General features: G+C 42.3%; 15 protein-coding genes, 1 tRNA gene and 1 pseudogene. 10 read left to right on the forward strand and 7 right to left on the reverse strand.

Annotated elements, in window-relative coordinates; genetic code table 11:
• Positions 1–375 precede the first annotated feature (375 nt).
• A pseudogene (locus tag FTU98_RS04445) lies at positions 376–923 on the forward strand (IS66 family transposase); the annotation flags it as partial.
• A gap of 147 nt (positions 924–1,070) precedes the next feature.
• On the opposite strand, the gene ilvC reads toward FTU98_RS04445, so the two are convergent.
• The 4 genes from ilvC to FTU98_RS13920 all read right to left on the reverse strand — a co-directional run bounded on the left by ilvC (position 1,071) and on the right by FTU98_RS13920 (position 5,068).
• Positions 1,071–2,087: a ketol-acid reductoisomerase gene (ilvC, locus tag FTU98_RS04450; RefSeq protein ID WP_180050536.1), complete on the reverse strand. Its 1,017-nt coding sequence runs from the start codon at positions 2,085–2,087 to the stop codon at positions 1,071–1,073.
• A gap of 123 nt (positions 2,088–2,210) precedes the next feature.
• The gene (ilvN, locus tag FTU98_RS04455) at positions 2,211–2,702 is read right to left on the reverse strand and encodes an acetolactate synthase small subunit (RefSeq protein WP_004974986.1); all 492 of its coding nucleotides are present in this window, start codon (positions 2,700–2,702) and stop codon (positions 2,211–2,213) included.
• Positions 2,699–4,426 carry an acetolactate synthase 3 large subunit gene (locus FTU98_RS04460; protein WP_019836444.1) on the reverse strand — a complete coding sequence of 576 codons (1,728 nt, stop codon included), beginning with the start codon at positions 4,424–4,426 and terminating at the stop codon, positions 2,699–2,701. Before FTU98_RS04460 ends, ilvN begins: the two co-directional genes overlap by 4 nt.
• 507 nt (positions 4,427–4,933) lie before the next feature.
• Positions 4,934–5,068: a hypothetical protein gene (locus tag FTU98_RS13920; RefSeq protein ID WP_257220011.1), complete on the reverse strand. Its 135-nt coding sequence runs from the start codon at positions 5,066–5,068 to the stop codon at positions 4,934–4,936.
• Between the two features lie 130 nt (positions 5,069–5,198).
• On the opposite strand from FTU98_RS13920, the gene FTU98_RS04465 reads away from it, so the two are divergent.
• From FTU98_RS04465 to holA, 4 genes are all read left to right on the forward strand, one after another.
• On the forward strand, positions 5,199–5,519 hold the full coding sequence (locus tag FTU98_RS04465) for a DUF4124 domain-containing protein (protein ID WP_373885870.1): 321 nt from the start codon (positions 5,199–5,201) through the stop codon (positions 5,517–5,519).
• 131 nt (positions 5,520–5,650) lie between these two features.
• On the forward strand, positions 5,651–8,272 hold the full coding sequence (gene leuS / locus FTU98_RS04470) for a leucine--tRNA ligase (protein ID WP_180050540.1): 2,622 nt from the start codon (positions 5,651–5,653) through the stop codon (positions 8,270–8,272).
• Positions 8,273–8,469: 197 nt separating this feature from the next.
• Positions 8,470–9,000 carry an LPS assembly lipoprotein LptE gene (gene lptE / locus FTU98_RS04475; RefSeq protein WP_004974973.1) on the forward strand — a complete coding sequence of 177 codons (531 nt, stop codon included), beginning with the start codon at positions 8,470–8,472 and terminating at the stop codon, positions 8,998–9,000.
• A 21-nt stretch (positions 9,001–9,021) separates the two neighbouring features.
• A complete protein-coding gene (gene holA / locus FTU98_RS04480) occupies positions 9,022–10,020 on the forward strand; it encodes a DNA polymerase III subunit delta (RefSeq protein WP_154320342.1) in 999 nt (332 codons plus the stop codon).
• A gap of 50 nt (positions 10,021–10,070) precedes the next feature.
• On the opposite strand, the gene FTU98_RS04485 is transcribed toward holA, so the two are convergent.
• Positions 10,071–10,520 carry a bacteriohemerythrin gene (locus tag FTU98_RS04485; RefSeq protein ID WP_004974971.1) on the reverse strand — a complete coding sequence of 150 codons (450 nt, stop codon included), beginning with the start codon at positions 10,518–10,520 and terminating at the stop codon, positions 10,071–10,073.
• A 414-nt stretch (positions 10,521–10,934) separates the two neighbouring features.
• On the opposite strand from FTU98_RS04485, the gene FTU98_RS04490 reads away from it, so the two are divergent.
• Genes FTU98_RS04490 through FTU98_RS04500 form a run of 3 tightly spaced genes read left to right on the forward strand, consistent with a single transcriptional unit; the run spans position 10,935 to position 15,703 of the window.
• Positions 10,935–12,269 carry an efflux RND transporter periplasmic adaptor subunit gene (locus tag FTU98_RS04490; protein WP_179995045.1) on the forward strand — a complete coding sequence of 445 codons (1,335 nt, stop codon included), beginning with the start codon at positions 10,935–10,937 and terminating at the stop codon, positions 12,267–12,269.
• Position 12,270: 1 nt separating this feature from the next.
• Positions 12,271–14,244 carry a MacB family efflux pump subunit gene (locus FTU98_RS04495; RefSeq protein WP_178867558.1) on the forward strand — a complete coding sequence of 658 codons (1,974 nt, stop codon included), beginning with the start codon at positions 12,271–12,273 and terminating at the stop codon, positions 14,242–14,244.
• A gap of 22 nt (positions 14,245–14,266) precedes the next feature.
• Positions 14,267–15,703: an efflux transporter outer membrane subunit gene (locus FTU98_RS04500; protein ID WP_180050561.1), complete on the forward strand. Its 1,437-nt coding sequence runs from the start codon at positions 14,267–14,269 to the stop codon at positions 15,701–15,703.
• 96 nt (positions 15,704–15,799) lie between these two features.
• Here the strand turns inward: FTU98_RS04500 and FTU98_RS04505 are convergent, their stop codons facing one another.
• A complete protein-coding gene (locus tag FTU98_RS04505; protein ID WP_004974961.1) occupies positions 15,800–17,068 on the reverse strand; it encodes a sensor histidine kinase KdpD in 1,269 nt (422 codons plus the stop codon).
• Between the two features lie 816 nt (positions 17,069–17,884).
• Here FTU98_RS04505 and FTU98_RS04510 point away from each other — a divergent pair.
• On the forward strand, positions 17,885–20,119 hold the full coding sequence (locus FTU98_RS04510; protein ID WP_180050543.1) for an NADP-dependent isocitrate dehydrogenase: 2,235 nt from the start codon (positions 17,885–17,887) through the stop codon (positions 20,117–20,119).
• Positions 20,120–20,310: 191 nt separating this feature from the next.
• On the forward strand, positions 20,311–20,613 hold the full coding sequence (locus tag FTU98_RS04515) for an HNH endonuclease (RefSeq protein ID WP_136144735.1): 303 nt from the start codon (positions 20,311–20,313) through the stop codon (positions 20,611–20,613).
• A gap of 270 nt (positions 20,614–20,883) precedes the next feature.
• Here the strand turns inward: FTU98_RS04515 and FTU98_RS04520 are convergent.
• A tRNA-Leu gene (locus FTU98_RS04520) sits at positions 20,884–20,970 on the reverse strand.
• Positions 20,971–21,090: the final 120 nt, after the last annotated feature.

Below are 21,090 nucleotides of genomic sequence, written 5' to 3' on the forward strand. Positions count from 1 at the left end.
AATAGCATCATTTTACTAGATCAAAGCATTTAAAGTAAGCAAAGCTACATATCCTCAATGACTCGAAATATAAACTTCATTGAACTGTCACAGGGCTTGAATCCGCCTTTTCAGATTCAATGAGTAATTGAACCGCTCTTTCTCTAATTTCGGGGGTATAGTTTGGTTTTTTCATCGGAATAGTCTCTCAGAATATTGAGTCTCCGACAAACCCGGTACGGTTCAAATTGCCTTAATAGATTGACCTTGTTGATGAAGTATTTGGATTGTCACTGCTTGCTCCAAAGTTAACATGTTGAGCAGTCCAAAAAGACCACTATATTAACCAAGGGGGTCAATTTTCAAATGCTGTTGGGGGGTCATTTTTACATTGCCGCTAACAGTAAATTCCATGAACTGCATGTGACCGGGAAAAGTCAGGTCGCTGAACAGGCATTAGTGCTGATTCAGAAACTGTATGCCATAGAAGCAGAACTCAGGAAAAAGACGGATGGTACAGCGGAAGACCGCCGCGAATACCGACAACAGCATAGCCAACCGGTGATGCAACAACTATATGAATGGCTCAACCAACATCATCTGACGGTGCCATCGAGTTCTCCCACCGCCAAGGCCATCAATTACACTCTGAAGCGTTGGCCAGCTTTAATCCGCTATTTGGATGATGGCAATCTACCGATTTGCAATAATTGGGTAGAGAATCAAATGCGACCTTGGGCCTTAGGGCGCAAGAACTGGCTGTTTGCTGGCTCGCTGCGCAGCGGCCAGCGAGCGGCGAATATCATGACTTTAATCCAGTCAGCAAAGCTGAATGGCTTGGATCCGTATGCCTATTTAAGTGATGTGCTGAAAAGGCTGCCGACGCATAAAGCGACCCAAATAGAAGAATTACGCCACATCGCTGGAAATCCAACTCAAATTAAAAAATAGGCATGGGGTTCAGCTGACGCTTACAGCGCAAGGAGTGAAAACACAGTTCTGAGCGAAGCGCAAGGCACGTAACATCCTTTACTTCACTCATAAAAAAACCCTTATATACAATAAGGGTTTTTTAAAGATTAAACTAAAACTTAGTTTTTCTCTTTGTCTACGATTTTGTTTGCTTGGATCCAAGGCATCATCGCACGTAACTTGTTACCCGTTACTTCAATACCGTGAGCCGCGTTTTGACGACGACGAGCAGTCATTGATGGGTAGTTCAACGCACCTTCTTGGATGAACATTTTCGCATATTCACCAGATTGAATACGTTTAAGTGCATTGCGCATTGCTTCACGTGATTGTTCGTTAATCACTTCAGTACCCGTTACATACTCGCCATATTCAGCGTTGTTAGATACTGAATAGTTCATGTCAGCGATACCGCCTTCGAACATCAAGTCAACGATCAATTTAAGCTCGTGTAAGCATTCGAAGTAAGCCATTTCTGGTGCATAACCAGCTTCAACAAGAGTTTCGAAGCCCATTTTAACCAATTCAACAGCACCACCACAAAGAACTGCTTGCTCACCAAATAAGTCAGTTTCAGTTTCTTCACGGAAAGAAGTTTCGATGATACCTGTACGACCACCACCTACACCTGAAGCGTAAGAAAGTGCAACGTTACGTGCATTACCAGAAGCATCTTGATGAATCGCGATAAGATCAGGAACACCTGAACCACGTTGGAATTCAGAACGTACGGTGTGACCTGGTGCTTTAGGTGCAACCATAATTACGTCTAAGTCAGCACGTGGAACAACTTGGTTGTAAAGAACCGAGAAACCGTGTGCAAATGCAAGTGTCGCGCCTTGTTTGATGTTTGGCTCGATTACGTCACGATAAAGTTGTGATTGAAACTCATCTGGAGTCAAGATCATCACAACATCAGCTTGAGCTACAGCAGCAGGAACTTCAGCAACTTTAAGACCCGAATTTTCTGCTTTTTTCCAAGAAGTAGAACCAGCACGTAAACCTACAGTTACGTCTACACCAGAATCTTTAAGGTTAAGCGCATGTGCGTGACCTTGTGAACCGTAACCAATGATTGCTACTTTCTTAGACTGGATGATAGATAAGTCGCAGTCTTTATCGTAAAAAATTTGCATTGCTGTCTCCGCTAAAATGCTTTGGATTCCTATCTTGCTCAAATGCAGGTCTATTTAGCATTTGAGCAAGCTCTCCATCTTTGAGATGGAATGAATTCGATGAATAAAATTAACTAAATTCAGTTAAATGGTTAAAACTTTTTCGCCACGCGCAATACCAGATACACCTGAACGTACAACTTCTAAGATCGTATTTTCTGCAATCGCATCAATAAAACCGTCAAGTTTTTCAGTTGTACCCGCAAGCTGTACAGTATAAGTGGTCGGTGTAACATCTACAATTTGTCCACGGAAGATGTCTGCTGTGCGTTTAATTTCGGCACGTGCAGCACCTGACGCTTTTACTTTAATCAGCATCAATTCACGCTCAATATGTGGACCTTCTGACAAGTCAACCACTTTTACCACTTCAACCAATTTGTTTAATTGCTTGGTGATTTGCTCAATTTTATGATCATCACCATACGTGGTCAGTGTTAAACGTGAAAGCGTTGGGTCTTCGGTTGGTGCAACGTTTAAAGTCTCAATGTTATAACCACGCTGAGAAAATAAACCCACTAAACGAGAAAGCGCACCTGATTCGTTTTCAACGAGAACGGAAATAATGTGTCTCATTCTGTACGCTCCCCTTTACCTAACCACATATCTTTCATAGATTGACCCGCAATTTGCATCGGATAAACGTGCTCTGTACGGTCAACCATTACGTTAATGAATACACATTTATCATTAATCGCCATTGCTTCTGTAAGCTTAGACTCAAGCTCATCGGCATGGTTAATCTGAATACCCACATGACCATATGCTTCCATCAATTTAGGGAAGTCTGGCAATGAGTCAACATAAGAACTAGAGTGACGACCTTCATAGTTCATGTCTTGCCATTGTTTAACCATACCTAAAGCTTGGTTATTCAAGCACAAGATTTTTACGTTTAAGCCATATTGCTTACAAGTTGAAAGCTCTTGGATACACATCTGAATTGATGCTTCACCTGTAATACAAACAACTTGTTGATCTGGATAAGCCAGTTTAGCCGCCATTGCATACGGCAAACCTACGCCCATCGTACCCAAACCACCAGAGTTCAACCATTGACGTGGACGCTTATACTTATAGTAGTTCGCGCCAAACATTTGGTGCTGACCTACGTCAGAAGTAATGATCGCATCACCATTGGTCACTTTATCCAATGCTTCAACTACTTGTTGTGGCTTCATACTGCCATCAGTTGGCTTATCATATTTCAGACCATGAACTTTGCGCCATTCATTGATCTGATTCCACCACGCAGCAATTGCTTCTGGGTTTGGCTTAGAAACATTTAACTGTTTCAGCTGCACTAGCATTTCCTGAAGTACAGGCTCAACTGCGCCCACAATTGGAATATGCGCCATGATGGTTTTTGAAATCGTCGCAGGGTCGATATCAATATGAATCACTTTGGCATTTGGACAGAATTTTGCAGGATTATTGGTTACACGGTCATCAAAACGCGCACCAATACACAAAATTACATCGGCATTGTGCATGGTCATATTGGCTTCATAGGTACCATGCATACCCAACATACCAATAAATTGTGGATCATTGCCCGGGAACGCACCCAAGCCCATCAATGTATTGGTTACAGGGAAACCTAAAATGTGTGCAAGTTCAGTCAATTGCTCCGATGCATTACCTTGAACAACACCACCGCCTGAATAAATAACAGGGCGTTTTGCATTCAACAATTCATCAATTGCTTTACGAATTTGACCTGAGTGACCACGATGCGGTGGCTGATACGAACGCATCTTCACTTTTTCAGGATATTCGTAAGCAAATTTTTCCGCTGGGTTGGTTGCATCCTTTGGAATATCAACCACAACAGGACCCGGACGGCCTGAAGATGCAATATAGAAAGCCTTCTTAATCACTGAAGGAATTTCACTTGCATGACGCACTTGGAAACTGTGTTTTACAATCGGACGTGAAATACCCACCATATCGGTTTCTTGGAAGGCATCTTCACCAATTAAGTGTGTTGCAACCTGACCAGACAAAATCACCATTGGGATTGAGTCCATATACGCAGTTGCAATTGGAGTTACTGTGTTGGTTGCACCAGGACCTGAAGTCACTAGCACCACACCAGTTTTACCTGTTACGCGCGAGTAGGCATCTGCCATATGACCAGCAGCTTGCTCATGGCGCACGAGGTAATGATTAATTTTGTCTTGTTGAAAGAACGCATCGTAAATATGAAGTACTGCGCCGCCTGGGTATCCAAAAACATGCTCAACGCCTTCGTCCGCCAATGCGCGAACGAGCATTTCACCACCAGATAAAAGTTCCAACGTGATTCACCCTAGTCTTATCACTGCAAAATGGGAGACACCTGCAGTGTTTTGTTCATTAATTCCTGCACTGTTATAGCACACATATTTCATAGTTTTCATGGCAATAGGAAAAATTTCCGATCTGATTACCGTATAAGCAATATGAGATCTAAAACGTGTTGGGGTAAACACATTTTATAAGCTTTGTTCAGCTTCTCGGCTAGAGAAGTTGCCCATTGCATGACATGACACTTATTCGAAGGGTGATCGATCTAAGGCACATAAAACTAAAGTGTGCATTTTTGTAGTTTCATCGACTAAAGTCAAGTTTAAAAATCGGGTTTTTCTGCTTTATTCATAAACAGTGCATTTTTTAAGCTTTGTGCTGTACTTCACAATTTTCACTTAAATTCAATATTCCCATATAAAACATATAATTTCAGACACTTGCCTTATTTTCTATAAATTTTTCATATCAAAATCATAAAAATAAAGAATAAGTCAAAAAAAATAGAAATTGTTTATTTATGAATTGGCTTTAAATTTGACGTCATTTTTAATGAATGCTGCACCATGAGTATCGACTATTTTTAAAGCCGTTTCGCTCTTCATCAAATAGCGCAGGTTATCGTGTAAAAAAGCCCCTAAAAGTGCTGTCATCCTGACACATCCTTGCTAAAATTTAGACAATTTCATCTTTAGTTTATTCAGGTCTGCTTTTGCACCTTTACTCAGGACATTTACAATGAAAAACCACGTTCGTCGCTTGAGTTATCTTTCTGCAAGCTTGATGTTAATTTTAGGCACCAGTGCGGTATCTGCAAAACAATACTATAAATGGGTCGATGCAAAAGGTTCGACGCATTACACCACCACACCTCCACCTAAAACTGCAAAAAAACAAGGAAAGGTCGATACCTACGGCTGGAGAAATTCTGCACCGAACATTCCAAATCAAACCACAACTGCCACAACAGCACCCGCAAATGGCACAACGCCTGCAAATGCTAACAATACGGCTCCCACTCCCGTAATGGATCAGCAGCAACGTGAAGCCAATGATGCTTTGAATAAAGCACAACAAGAACGCGCCAATCCCGCCGTTTACTAATTTTAAGCCTGCAAAATTATGGCTGCTTAAATTTTCCTGCACAATCCAGCGCGCAAAATTCACTTTTTGCTGCATTTTGCGCTATGCTGTGCAACACACTTTTTTTAACCGTTTATTCCTGATTTAACCTTATGACTACTCACATTGACCCTGAATATCAAGCCAGTGCGATTGAACCTCAAGTCCAGAATGACTGGGAATCTCGCAAAGCCTTTAAAGTTGCCGACACTGTCGAAGGTCCACATCGTTATATTCTCTCGATGTTCCCTTACCCAAGCGGCAAACTGCACATGGGTCACGTGCGTAACTACACCATTGGTGATGTGATTAGTCGTTTCCACCGTTTAAAAGGCGAAACCGTATTACAACCTATGGGTTGGGATGCGTTTGGCTTACCTGCTGAAAACGCGGCTATTGCCCATCAGGTTGCACCTGCTAAATGGACTTTTGAAAATATCGCCTACATGCGCGACCAATTGAAAAAACTAGGTTTGGCAATAGATTGGGATCGTGAATTTGCCACTTGTACTCCAGAGTATTACCACTGGGAACAATGGTTATTCGTGCAACTGTATAAAAAAGGGTTAATTTATCGCAAACTCTCGACAGTTAATTGGGACCCTGTCGATCAAACAGTTTTGGCCAATGAACAGGTCGAAAATGGCCGTGGTTGGCGTTCAGGTGCATTGGTAGAAAAACGCGATATTCCAATGTACTACTTCCGCATTACCGATTATGCCCAAGAATTATTAGACGATTTAGAAACTTTAAAAGATGGCTGGCCACAGCAAGTCTTGACCATGCAACGCAACTGGATTGGGCGTTCGCAAGGGATGGAAATCACATTCCCATCGGCAAATCCTGAAATTTATGCAGATGATCTGACTGTATTTACAACGCGTGCTGACACGTTAATGGGTGCAACTTATGTGGCTGTTGCTGCAGAACATCCTATGGCGTTAAAAGCAGCAGAAAACAATGCACAATTAAAAGCCTTTATTGAAGAATGCCGCATGGGTTCTGTGGCAGAAGCTGACCTTGCCACTGCCGAGAAAAAAGGCATGGCGACTGGCTTATTTGTGAAGCATCCAGTAACAGGTAAAGAATTACCTGTGTGGATTGCCAACTATGTGTTGATGTCTTACGGTTCTGGCGCGGTGATGGCTGTACCTTCACACGATGAGCGCGATTTTGAGTTTGCCAACAAATTCCAATTGCCAATTATTCAGGTGATTGATGCCAAAGGTGCAGACGATGCGGACTTTGACACAACCCAATGGCAAGAATGGTACGGTTCTAAAGAAGGTAAACTGGTCAATTCAGGCGAATTTGATGGTTTAGATTTCCAAGCGGCTTTTGATGCGCTTTTAGCGAAATTAGAGCCACAAGGCTTAGCCAATGTAAAAGTACAATTCCGCTTACGTGACTGGGGTGTTTCACGCCAACGTTACTGGGGTTGTCCAATTCCAATGATCAACTGTGAAAAATGTGGACAAGTTCCAGTTCCAGAAGATCAGCTTCCTGTCATTTTACCTACCGATGTTGTGCCAGATGGCTCAGGCAACCCGTTAAATAAAATGCCTGAATTCTATCAAACCACTTGCCCATGCTGTGGTGGCGAAGCACGTCGTGAAACCGATACCTTAGATACTTTTGTAGAGTCATCTTGGTATTACGCACGTTACGCATCTCCAGACTTTACAGGTGGCATGGTCAAGCCTGAAGCTGCGCAAACTTGGTTGCCAGTTAATCAATATATTGGTGGTGTAGAACACGCCATCTTGCACTTATTGTACGCGCGTTTCTTCCACAAACTTATGCGTGATGAAGGCGTGGTACAAGGCAATGAGCCATTTACCAACTTGCTGACTCAAGGCATGGTCTTGGCTGACACCTTCTACCGCGAAGCAGAAAGCGGCAAGAAAACTTGGTTTAACCCTGCCGATATCGAGCTTGAAAAAGACGAAAAAGGTCGCGTTCTTTCGGCTAAATACATAGGCGATGGTCAAGCTGTGATTGTTGGTGGTCAGGAAAAAATGTCGAAATCGAAAAATAACGGTATCGACCCACAAGCCATTATTGACCAATACGGCGCAGATACTGCACGTGTATTTATGATGTTCGCTGCACCACCAGATCAGTCTTTAGAATGGTCAGATGCAGGCGTTGAAGGTGCGAACCGCTTCTTAAAACGTGTTTGGCGTTTGGCGGCAGGTTTCCTTGAAAAAGGCAGCAATGCAACTGCAATTGACAGCAGCAAACTTGCTACAGCAGCACAAGACTTACGTCGCAAAACCCATGAAACCATTCAAAAAGTGGGCGATGATATTGAGCGTCGTCATGCGTTCAACACTGCAATTGCAGCATTGATGGAACTCTTGAATGCTTGCAACAAGTTTGAAGCGCAGAACGAACAAGACCTTGCGGTTGAACGTGAAGCAATTGTGACTTTATTGACCTTGCTTGCGCCATTTGCACCACACTTGAGCCAAACCTTATTGGTAGAGTTCGGAATTGAATTAACCTCCACCTTATTCCCTGTGGTCGATGAGTCTGCATTAACCCGCAATACTCAAACGATTGTGGTGCAGGTAAATGGTAAATTACGTGGCAAGCTTGATGTAGCAGTAGATGCATCTAAAGAGGACATTCTTGCACTTGCTAAAGCGTTACCAGAAGTACAACCTTTCTTGACTGGGCCAACCAAGAAAGAAATTGTGGTACCGAATAAGTTAGTGAATTTGGTGGTTTAAGTGCTTTTAAACCTCCCTTTTTTAAAGGGAGGTTTGGAGGGATTTTATAAAACAATCCCCCTAACCCCCCCCTACAAAAAAGGAATTAAAACAATTTCCAAACAAAGCCCGTTGTCAGCCAATGGGCTTTGCACCTACAATCAAGATATTCTCAACTTCCGCTTTTAAACTTTCAAGAATATTACAGAGGACAGCACATGCACTTTAGCCAACGTCTAGCAGTCATTGTTTTAACTTGTGGACTCAGTGCTGGCTTAGTCGGCTGTGGTTTTCATCTTAAAGGCACCAATCCAAGCATTGCACCTGTGGCTTATTCAAAAATGAGTCTGGCTTTACCGAGCAATGCTGAAGAATTAGAAGAAAAACTTTCCATTCACATGGGTACAGCGGGCGTACAACTCAGCAATGACCCTAATGCCTATGTACTGCGTGTACTTGACTATACGCCACGTCGCTTGGAATTGAATGGCAAACTGGTAGAAACCTTATTACGTTTGAGTGTGACTTTCCGTATTGAAGATGCGCAAGGCAACCCGATCACCGAACCTCGTACCGTCATGGCAACGCGCAGTTATCAATACGATGTCGCAACTGTGAATACCGATGATCAGGAACAAAAATTCTTAAAAGAAGTCATTATTGATGATGTAGCACAGCAAATTGTGCGTCAAATTTCATCTAATCGTTTACCTTTGGTCAACCCACCTGTGTATTCAAACCCTAAATAAGTTTTCGAGTGCGAATTTTTTATGAAACTTGACTATCTACAAGCCCTCAAACGTGTCGATGAAGCACGTGGCGTATGGATTTTGCATGGTCAAGAACCCTTACTCGAACAAAACTTGCTGGATGCTTTTCGTGCCAGTTGGCAAAAACAGGATATTGAACGTCAGCGTTATGATTTAAATAGCGTTAGCGATTGGAAAAATGTATTCAATGCCTTAAACAGTCTGTCACTGTTTTCGAGTCAATTGGCGGTTGAAGTACACGGCAATATCAAGCCCGATGCCAGCACACTAAAACAACTGAAAAGTTATATTCAGCACAATGAACAAAACTTGCTGTTGGTAGTGATGCCAAAACAGGACAGCAATAGCCTGAAATCCAGTTTTTTTCAGTTGATTGATGCCAATGGGGTCAATGTTGCACTCACGGCGAATTATCCTAAAGATCGGCAGCAGATTTTAGGTTTGGAAGCAGAAAAGCTTGGCATTCAATTAGGACATGATGCGTGGCAATGGTTGGAACAACATCATGAACACAACCTTTTGGCTGCCAAAAATAGCTTAATGCGGGTCAGTGACACCTTTCCTGAAATTCAGCAGATTCAGATTGAACATTTACATGCCTGTTTACAAGATCAATCTCGTTATAGCACTTATGATTTAAATGATGCTTTACTGACGGGAAATCTAGCGCAAGCTATGAAAATTTTTCAATACCTCATGGCTTCGGGTGAAGCCATGAGTTTAATTTTGTGGAGCATCAGCAAAGAAATGCGCCTGCTGATGCAATTATTTGAACAACCACAAAATGCTTTGCAACTGGGTATCTGGAAAAACAAAGTCAGTGTTTATCAGCAAGCTTTGCGACGTTTAAATCCAAATAGTTTCTTGCAATGGCCCGCCCTATTATTGCGTATTGATGCCGCCATCAAAGGGATGTCCAAGGAAAACCCTGAACATTTGGTGCTACAAGCCATTACAGAACTATGTGGTAAAACACTGTTCGCTTCTCACTCGGCTTAATTTAGCAGACTTCATTAAATAATTTTTAAAATCATCTGCTTTTCAGAGGATTAGCTAAAGAAACGTGCAAACCAACTTTTGCCTTTTTTCTGTTCCTGTGAACGCAAATAATGCAGCATATTGTCGCGTACCGCATCGACATAATCCTGATCATCATGCTGAATATGGTTAATCAACCATTTAGACAACAAACGATACAAATCATGTTCTACCGATTCGCCATTGGCAAAACGCTGACGGCAATCATTCAAACGCTTCACAAAGAGTTCGTGAATACCACGATGTGATGGTAAGTATTGATAATTGACCTGTGACAACAAGTTTTCTTCAAAGCTAAAATGCGATTGCGTATAGTCAATCAAGTCATCCAAGACTTCTTTGATTTGCTCCCGCGCACCTGTCGCCCGAATTTTTTCCAGCGCATTAATATAGTCCAGAATTTGTCGATGTTGATTGTCAATCACATCAATTCCGATATTAAATTTCTCACTCCACTCCATGATTTACCCCTCAGATTTTTTGCTTAAAGTCATGTTTTATTGCATCGTCCCGATGCCGTATTATCCTAATGATTAAATCCATAATTATTTTATGGAATTTGATACTAGCTGCTTTTAATTCTTAAATCCATATAGAAAATAAGGTTTTTTAAGCAACTTAGACCATAGTTGTATTTTTCAGCATTTATCATAAAATTCATAAAATTATCATAGAGATGAAACAAACTATCCCACCTCGTTAACAGATGCTATTTTCACTTTTTTTATGGATGTAATACCGTACTCAGACTGTATTAAATCTAGCTCAAACCACTAATAAATAATTCTCATTTGCAATTTCTTTAAAAAATTCACGATTTATCCTTATTTCACTTCTATAATCCTTTTAATTTCTTTTTTTCTGTTTTTTGACTCATGCCAAAAATAAAATCGACCAAACTTATTGCGGGAATTATCATTGCGCTAATGCTGGCACTTGCCGCTTGGTATTTTTTAAAACCGAAAGAACAACAACCGCAATACATTACTGCCGAAGTAAGTCGTGGAGATATTGAAAGTGCGGTGTTGGCAACAGGCGTACTTGAAGCCACCAAAATGGTCAGCGTTGGTGCGCAAGTTTCGGGTCAAGTCAAAAAAATGTATGTTCAGTTAGGCGATCAGGTCAAACAAGGACAGTTGATTGCCCAAATTGACTCTGTACGACAGGAAAACGAGTTTAAAACAGCACAAGCCAGCATTAAAAACCAACAGGCACAATTGGCGGTTCGACAAGCTAATCTTGCTAAAGTCGCAGCAGAATATCAGCGTCAACAAGCCATGTATGCGCAAGATGCGACCTCACGTGCTGAACTTGAAACTGCCTTAGCCAACTATAAAACTTCACAAGCAGAAATTGCTGCCATTAACGCTCAAATTGAACAGTCACGCCTAACTTTAGACACGTCTAAAGAAAATTTAGGTTATACCCGTATTCTTGCCCCAATGGATGGCACTGTCGTTGCAATTGTGACCGAAGAAGGTCAAACCGTGAACGCCAATCAAAGTGCGCCCACGATTGTTAAATTAGCCAAACTTGACACCATGACTGTAAAAGCAGAAATTTCTGAAGCGGATGTAATGAAGGTCGAAGAGGGACAAACGGTCTATTTCACCACCTTGGGCAACAGTGAGAAAAAACATTACGCTACTTTACGTCAGGTAGAACCTGCACCCAAATCCATCAATACCGAAAGCAATAACAACACCTCATCATCTTCAAGTTCTGCCGTGTACTACAACGCTTTATTTGACGTACCAAATGAAGACGGCAAGCTACGCATCAATATGACCGCACAAGTGTCCATTGTTTTGGCAGAGGCACGCAATGTGCTGACCATTCCTGCTGCTGCGGTACAAGGTGCAAACCGTTCACGCAGTCGTGGCAACAGCAATAATTCAGACAGCAACGTACGTGCTGAGCGCGACAATACCAATGCCAGTTCTGCCAAACGCCCTGCCCGTTTGGAATTGACTGCCAATGAAAAAGCCTTGATTGATCAAGGTAAAGCCTCTTTAGGCATGGTACGTGTACTGCAAGCCGATGGCTCAGCTCGACCTCAATCGGTATTGCTTGGCTTAAATAACCGTGCAACAGTACAAGTCATTCGTGGCTTAAAACTGGGCGATCAAGTCATTATTGCCGATGGCTCCGATACCTCAAACGATGCGGCGAAGCGTGGTGGTCGTGTTGGCCCATCAGTGAGAATGTAAGATGAGTCAGTCACAACCTCTGTTAGAGGTCACCAATCTGACCCGTGAATTCCCTGCGGGTGAATCTACAGTGCAGATTCTCAAAGGCATTGACCTGAAGATCTACCCAGGTGAATTGGTTGCCATTGTAGGTCAGTCGGGTTCGGGGAAATCCACTCTCATGAATATTTTGGGCTGTCTGGATCAACCCACCACTGGCAGCTATAAAGTCAAAGGACGTGAAACCCGACAACTTGAAGCCGATGAACTGGCACAGCTACGTCGTGAATATTTTGGTTTTATTTTCCAGCGCTATCACTTATTGGGTGATTTAAGCGCTGCGGGCAACGTCGAAGTGCCTGCAATTTATGCAGGTGCCGATGTTGAAGAACGACAAACTCGCGCAACTGCGCTGCTCAGTGATTTAGGTCTAGCCGATAAAACCCAAAACCGCCCAAGTCAGCTTTCAGGTGGGCAACAACAACGTGTATCCATTGCACGTGCCTTGATGAATGGTGGCGATGTGATTCTTGCCGATGAACCCACAGGTGCACTCGACAAGAATAGCGGTATTGAAGTGATGCGGATTTTGCGTGAGCTGAATGCCAAAGGTCACACCATCATCTTGGTCACACATGACCATAATGTCGCTAAAAATGCCACACGGATTATTGAAATCAGTGATGGGCTTATTATTTCTGATCAGCCCAACACACCTGCCGATCAGGATGATATTACTCAACAAACCTTGCAACATCCGCCACAAAAAAGAACTTCAGCTTGGCGCTCTGTATTTGATCGTTTAGGTGAAGCCTTCCGCATGGCGCTACTGGCGATGAATGCACATCGCATGCGCACCTTTTTAACCATGCTCGGGATTATTATCGGGATCGCTTCGGTTGTATCTGTTGTGGCACTGGGCAATGGTTCACAGAAACAAATTTTAGAAAACATCAGCAGTTTAGGCACCAATACCATCACCGTGTTTCAAGGGCGTGGTTTTGGTGATACCTCGCGCTCATCTCAGCTTAAAACCCTAATTCCTGCCGATGCCGATGCTTTGGCAGAACAACCTTATGTGGATGGGGTCAGCCCATCGGTCAATAGCAACGTCACAGTACGTTTTAAAGACACCGAGGCTTCTGCCACAGTCAATGGTGTGAGCGAAGACTTTTTCTATGTGCGCGGCATGAACTTCCAGTCGGGTCAGCCTTTTGACAAACACAGCGTGCTGGAACAAGCGCAAGATGTGGTGATTGATCACAACACCAAAAATACATTTTTTAGTGATGGCAGCAACCCTGTCGGGCAAGTAATTTTATTGGGCAGCGTACCCAGCCGTATTATTGGCGTGGTCGAAGAACAAAAAAGCATGATGGGCAATGCCGACAGCTTAAATGTGTATTTGCCCTACTCTACGGTAATGAGCCGCATGCTTGGCCAAAGCCATGTGCGCAGCATTATTGTACGAGTCAAAGATGAATATCCAAGTGCTGCAGCAGAAAATGCCATCCTAAGTCTGTTGGTACAGCGTCATGGTGCGCAGGATGTATTTACTCAAAATGCCGACAGTATCCGTGAAACCATCCAACAAACTACCGCCACCATGACCTTACTGGTTTCTGCTATTGCAGTGATTTCACTGGTGGTCGGTGGAATTGGCGTAATGAACATCATGTTGGTCTCTGTCACAGAACGCACCCAAGAAATTGGGGTACGCATGGCAGTCGGCGCACGACAAAGCGATATTTTGCAGCAATTTTTAATTGAAGCCATTTTAGTGTGTATTTTAGGCGGTGTACTTGGCGTCTTGCTCGCACTCGGAATTGGGCAATTGATTAATCATGTGGCAGGTGGAACCTTTCAAATGGCGTACTCCACCACCTCGATTGTAGCCGCTTTTGTCTGTTCAAGCCTGATTGGAATTGTGTTCGGTTTTATTCCTGCACGTAATGCTGCCCAACTGAACCCTGTCGATGCGCTATCTAGAGAATAAGGAATTAGAGTAAGGAATGATGATGCGATTTAACCAGAAGTCACGACAATTCAGCCAACTCGTCACTGCGCTTTTTCTTGGCAGCAGCTTAGTGGGTTGTGCAACCGTAGTCAAAACACCTTATCAGGCACCTGCTGTAAATATTCCTCAACAGTTTGAGCAGCAGCAAAAAAGCCAGCAAGTCCTTGCACAACTAAATACAGACCGTTGGTGGACACTCTTTCACGATGCTGCTTTAAATCAATTGGTTGAACAAGTCTTGGCGCGTAACAGTGACCTCGCGGTTGCAGGACTGAATTTACAACAAGCCAGATTACAAGCCAAACAAAGCCAAAGTCAGCAAGGTGTCCGGATTGGCAATGCAGGTATTTCTACAGGGCATCAATTTAGTTTAGAGGGCAATGGTGATACAGCGCGTGGGATTTCGCTGAATTATCCCGGACTGAGCTATGAATTGGACTTATTCGGTAAACTTGCCAATCAGACTGAAGCTGCACGTTGGGAAGCCTTAGCCACCGAACAAGACTTACAAGCCACCGCACAAAGCCTGATTGCAACCACTGCCAATTTATATTGGCAATTGGGTTATTTAAATGAACGCTATGTTGTCGCACAACAAAACCTTGCCAGTACGCAAAAAACGTATCAATTGGTCAGTGCGCAATATCGCGCGGGTGCAGTTTCAGGATTGGATTTAAACCAAGCCGAACAAGCCCTGCAAAGTCAAAAATCAACCTTGAGCCAAATTGCACAGCAAAAAGTTGAAACACGCACCGCCTTGGCAGTTTTACTGCATCAACCTGTGCAAATGTTGAATATCAATGAACCACAGAGTTTAGCCGCTGTTCGTTTACCGAATATTACTGCTGGCTTACCTGCAGAACTGCTGTCACGTCGTCCCGACTTACGTGCAGCCGAATTACGTTTACGTAAAGCCTTGGCCAATAAAGATGCCAATCGAGCCAGTTATTACCCATCCATCAGTCTTACAGGCACACTCAGTACAGGTGTCGGTACAGGCGCGCATACCTCTTTAAGCGATGCCCTAAAAAACCCAATTGCCACTTTAGGTGCAGGTTTAACCCTGCCATTTTTGCAATGGAATGATATGCAGCGCGATCTAAAAGTGAATGCTTTGGAATATGAAAAAGCCATTGTGCAATATCGACAAACTTTATATAAAGCCTTTGCTGATGTTGAAAATGCACTGTCAGCACGAACCGCGCTGAATCAACAAGTCGCGCTGCAAAGCCGCAATTTAGCACTGGCAGAGAAAACTGAACGCTTAACTGAGGTGCGTTATCGGCATGGTGCGATTACCTTAAAAAACCTGCTAGATGCACAAGAAACCACCCGCAATGCACGTTTAAGTTTATTGCAGACCAAGCAAAACCAATACAACGCCTATGTGACTTTATTGCAAGCGTTGGGTGGTAGTCCGATTCAAAACATTCAATAATGCAAGAGTTGATCTAAATTGATCACGATAAAAAAAGCCTGTGGATGATTTTAAACATCCACAGGCTTTTGCTTGCTTTGTATATAAACTTTGAAATTAAGTTTTCTCAGATAATAACGCTTCTTTACTTAATACTTGATGGCTACTGGTCGCAATTGGCAAACTGACTTTAAAAGTCGTTCCCACACCTTCTTTCGATTCCACCACAATTTGCCCGTGGTTCAAATCGACAAAACGCTTACACAACACCAAACCTAAACCAATACCCTTTTCACCTGCAGTGCCTTTAAAACTAACAGTAAGTTTAGGCTCGAACAGCGTTTCGAGTTGTTGTGCAGTCATGCCCAAACCCGTATCTTGAATATAAATATCCACACTGGTTTCTGTTTGCTCTGCACGTAAAATGACTTTGCCTGTGCCATCGGTAAAGGTAAATTTCAGCGCATTCGACACCAAATTTTGAATCACCGAGGTAATCATATTGATGTCGGCATAAACTTTAATGCCTTCTTCAACTTGATCAATCAGTTCAATATTTTTCTTGATTGCCAAACTTTTCAACACATCGCAAACAATTTTGGTCGATTGCTTTAACTCAAAATTAATTGGGTGATACACAAAGCGTCCACCCTCTGCCATCGCCCAATTCAATAAACTTTCTAGCAAGTTATAGGTCGATTGTGCTGTGTCGAATAAATAGTCGGCAATATTTTGAATACTAGAATCATCCAAAGTTTCGCGCTCTTGCGCTAAAACTTCCGAAAACCCCAATAAGCCATGAAATGGCGCGCGCAAATCATGCGCAATAATTTGGAAAAATTTGGTTTTACTAAAATTCAATGCAGACTGCTGTTCATACAGTTCTTTTAAGCTTGCATAATCAACTTTTAATTCAATATAACGCACCAAACCTGCAGCAAACTCCGCCACTGTCGGCAAAGCACCTAAACTAAACGCTTCTTCACGATGATCAAATAACAACAACTGCCCAATCGACTCGCCATCGGTTTTGAGTAAATCCAGTGCGATTAGGCGCGCGGCTTCTATCCCCAAACTTGCGATGTGCTGCACAAAATTTGCATATTGAGGATGTTGAGGTTCAATCAGTTGCTGACCTTGAAAGAAAGCGTCTAACCGTGCGTTTGGGTTGGCACGAAAGGCTTTAAAAACTTGATTGGTGGAATACCAGATGTACGGCTCATTTTTAAAAGTCAAAATGGCATGATCGACTTGCAGCATTTGACGGGCAAACTTCAAAAAACCATCAATTTGGTTACTTGGCGTATGTACACCCAATAATAACGAGAGTGTGCAAGCACTGAGTTGCTCCGTTTCAGGACCAATTTCCAGCAACTGTATTTTCATTTTTGCCTCGTTAATTAAAGTGTGCCGCGCCTATGAATTATTTTGTCTACAAAACTCATCCACTGAATTCAGAGTTAACCTACAAACTTTAACACAAAACACAAGCTTTCAAACTAATTTAAAAAACTGCGTAACAACTCGGCATTTCTTCTTTACTACTTGATTTTTTCATCTATGGATTAACAAGGGTTTAGCTCACGCTTGATTATGATTTTTGATGGATCAAACGGTGCTACAAACCCACTAAAAAATACGCTTATTTTTGTAAAATTTGGACCATAAAAATAGATCTAAACTTTTAAAATATAAATCAGGCTTTTTATCTGTAGATTTGCAGCCGTTTTTGAAGAAAATCTCAACTTCTATACAAGAAGTTACATTGCATCACACTGTAAAAAACCGAAGCAACATATTGATAAACATATAAAATAAATAGAATAAATATATCCATCTATCATTTTCATCGGTTATTTATCAAACATTCGACTTAAGTCGAACCCTCAACTGGTTAATTTATAATAAAATATACATATATTTTTGATGTCATATCTTCATCATACGATTTGATTAGTATTTCAACAGTAAATACTCAAGGCGATTTTTAGGTTTAAATAGGCTCATTTTTACATTAAGCCGTGTCTTGACTCGCACAAATGCGACACATCATTTCGTAGCGAAATGGCGTCATCACTGTAATTACGTTGACTGAAATGCATAGAGAGTCGATACTCTCAAGGTTAAATTAGGCAAATCGGTTCGCAGGGGCTGAGTCATCATCTCGCTCCTAAAAAACTCAATCAAAGCAAGGGGCTATATATGGCTGGTGGAAAGTCAAAAATCATTTACACACTGACCGATGAGGCGCCATTGTTGGCGACCTACTCTCTACTGCCGATCATTGAGACCTTTACTAAGCCTGCTGGCATCGAGATTGTCAAGAGTGATATCTCTGTAGCAGCACGCGTACTCTCTGAATTCTCGGAATACCTAAGCGAAGAACAGAAGGTAGCCGACAACCTCGCAGAGCTTGGACGTCTCACGCAAGATCCAGATACCAATATCATCAAACTTCCAAACATCAGTGCTTCAGTTGCTCAGTTAGTTGCATGTATCAAGGAATTACAAGCAAAAGGCTATGCAATTCCTGACTATCCTGAAAATGAAAATACTGTAGAAGATAAAGCTTTACGCGCTCGTTTTGGCAAATGCTTAGGCTCAGCAGTAAACCCTGTATTACGTGAAGGTAACTCTGACCGTCGTGCACCTGCTGCAGTGAAAAACTATGCGAAAAAACACCCGCACTCTATGGGTGAATGGAAGCAATGGTCACAAACTCACGTTTCACACATGGATGAAGGCGACTTCTACCATGGCGAAAAATCGATGACGCTTGACCGCGCACGTAACGTAAAAATGGAACTCATCACTCAATCTGGTGAAACCATTGTACTGAAAGAAAAAGTAGCGTTACTTGACGGCGAAATCATCGATTCTATGTTCATGAGCAAGAAAGCGCTTTGCGACTTCTATGAAAAAGAATTGGATGATTGTAAAGAAGCAGGCATTTTGTTCTCTTTACACGTAAAAGCGACCATGATGAAAGTTTCACACCCGATTGTATTCGGTCACTGTGTGAAAATTTACTATAAAGAAGCGTTTGAAAAACACGGTAAATTGTTTGAAGAACTTGGCATTAACGTCAACAACGGTATGGCAGGTCTTTATGAAAAGATCGAAACCTTACCAACTTCTTTACGTGAAGAAATCATCGAAGATTTACACGCATGCCAAGAACACCGCCCTGCACTTGCAATGGTGGATTCTGCAAAAGGCATCACCAACTTCCACTCTCCAAACGACGTAATTGTAGATGCTTCTATGCCTGCAATGATTCGTGGTGGCGGTAAAATGTGGGGTGCTGACGGTAAACCTTACGACTGTAAAGCAGTAATGCCTGAATCTACTTTCGCGCGTATTTACCAAGAAATGATCAATTTCTGTAAGTGGAATGGTAACTTCGACCCACGTACGATGGGTACTGTGCCAAACGTAGGTTTGATGGCGCAAAAAGCTGAAGAATACGGCTCACACGACAAGACTTTTGAAGTTCCTGCTGCAGGTGTTGCAAACATCACTGATATTGACACTGGTGAAGTGTTGATGACTCAAAACGTAGAAGAAGGCGACATCTGGCGTATGTGTCAGGTGAAAGATGCACCTATTCGCGACTGGGTTAAACTTGCAGTAACACGTGCACGTAACTCTGGTATGCCAGCAATTTTCTGGTTAGACCCGTACCGTCCACACGAAAACGAAGTGATCAAGAAAGTTCAAAAATACTTAAAAGATCACGACACGACTGGTTTAGATATTCAAATCATGTCACAAGTTCGTGCGATGCGTTATACACTTGAGCGTGTTGCGCGTGGTTTAGACACCATTTCTGTAACAGGTAACATCTTACGTGACTACCTCACTGACTTGTTCCCAATTATGGAGCTTGGTACTTCTGCGAAAATGTTATCTATCGTTCCGTTAATGGCGGGTGGTGGTATGTACGAAACTGGTGCGGGTGGTTCTGCGCCTAAACACGTACAACAACTTGTTGAAGAAAACCACTTACGTTGGGATTCATTAGGTGAGTTCCTTGCGCTTGCTGCTTCTTTAGAAGAAATGGGTATTAAAGAAGATAATACTCGTGCGAAATTACTTGCATCAACTCTTGATCAAGCGACCAGCAAATTACTTGATAACGACAAGTCTCCATCACGTCGTACTGGCGAACTGGACAACCGTGGCAGCCACTTCTACTTGGCAAAATTCTGGGCAGAAGCACTTGCTGCTCAAGATGAAGATGCTGAGTTGAAAGCGAAGTTTGCACCACTTGCACAAGCTTTAGCTGCAAACGAAGACAAAATTGTTGCTGAACTTGCGGAAGTACAAGGTAAATCGGTTGATATCGGTGGTTACTACGCAGTAGATCAAGCTAAAGTGAATGCAGTAATGCGTCCAAGCGCAACATTCAATGCTGCACTTGATGCAGCTCAATAAGATGATGCAAAACTAACCTAAGTTAGTGATGTAAAAAACCAGCGCTTCGGCGCTGGTTTTTTTACACCCTCATTTATATAGTGTTATGACAACTATTTCATTTTATGCTTAGATCTAAATTTTATGAATGTGAGTTATCAAAGGTTAGGATTTTTCATTCAACTATAGCCATAAAATAAGGAAAACCTAAAATGGCAAATTCATGGGGAATACCAAAGCACATAGAAGATGCGGTCTCGGAGCGAGACCTGTGCTGTGTATATTGCGGCAAAAAGTTTGGCACTGAAAGGGCTAATAAGAAGTCTTGGGAACACATTATCAACGATATAAGAATAACAACCTTATCCAATATTGCATTGTGCTGTGTTGGCTGCAATGCATCTAAAGGCAATAAAGACTTAGCAACTTGGCTCCATTCTGAGAATGCTCGAAAAAGAGGCGTCACCACTGAGACAATTGCAGATGTCATCAAAGTAGCTTTAGATAGTGAATAAAGCTTTTAAGTACTACAAGCCCTATAAGACACCCGATCAATCACATTTGATTATTGTATTGATCTAATAATTTAAGCTTAGCATCTGATTCCACCATGAGTACCAATGAAAAATCAGGTACTCATTTGGGTACTCATTTTCCAAAGTGACCACCTGAATTGTGGCTAATGGAATCATTAAGACTGGAGCTAAAAAATGGCACAACCCATTAATATACAGACAATAAAAAAGCCCCCAAGTCTTAATATGCTTGAGGGCTTTTCCTTTATATGGTCCCGAGGGTCGGACTCGAACCGACACGTCATCTCTGACAGCGGATTTTGAGTCCGCCGCGTCTACCAATTTCACCACCTCGGGTAGGTGTTGATGGGTATAATAAACTTTTTTGACAGCTTGTCAACGCAAGTTTTTTGCAATTGTTTAAAATTAAATCAGCTGTCATTTTTTTGATTTATAATCGACCAATTTCATCCATAA

The sequence above is a fragment of the Acinetobacter sp. YH12211 genome, from assembly GCF_013418015.1.
Lineage (GTDB): Bacteria > Pseudomonadota > Gammaproteobacteria > Pseudomonadales > Moraxellaceae > Acinetobacter > Acinetobacter towneri.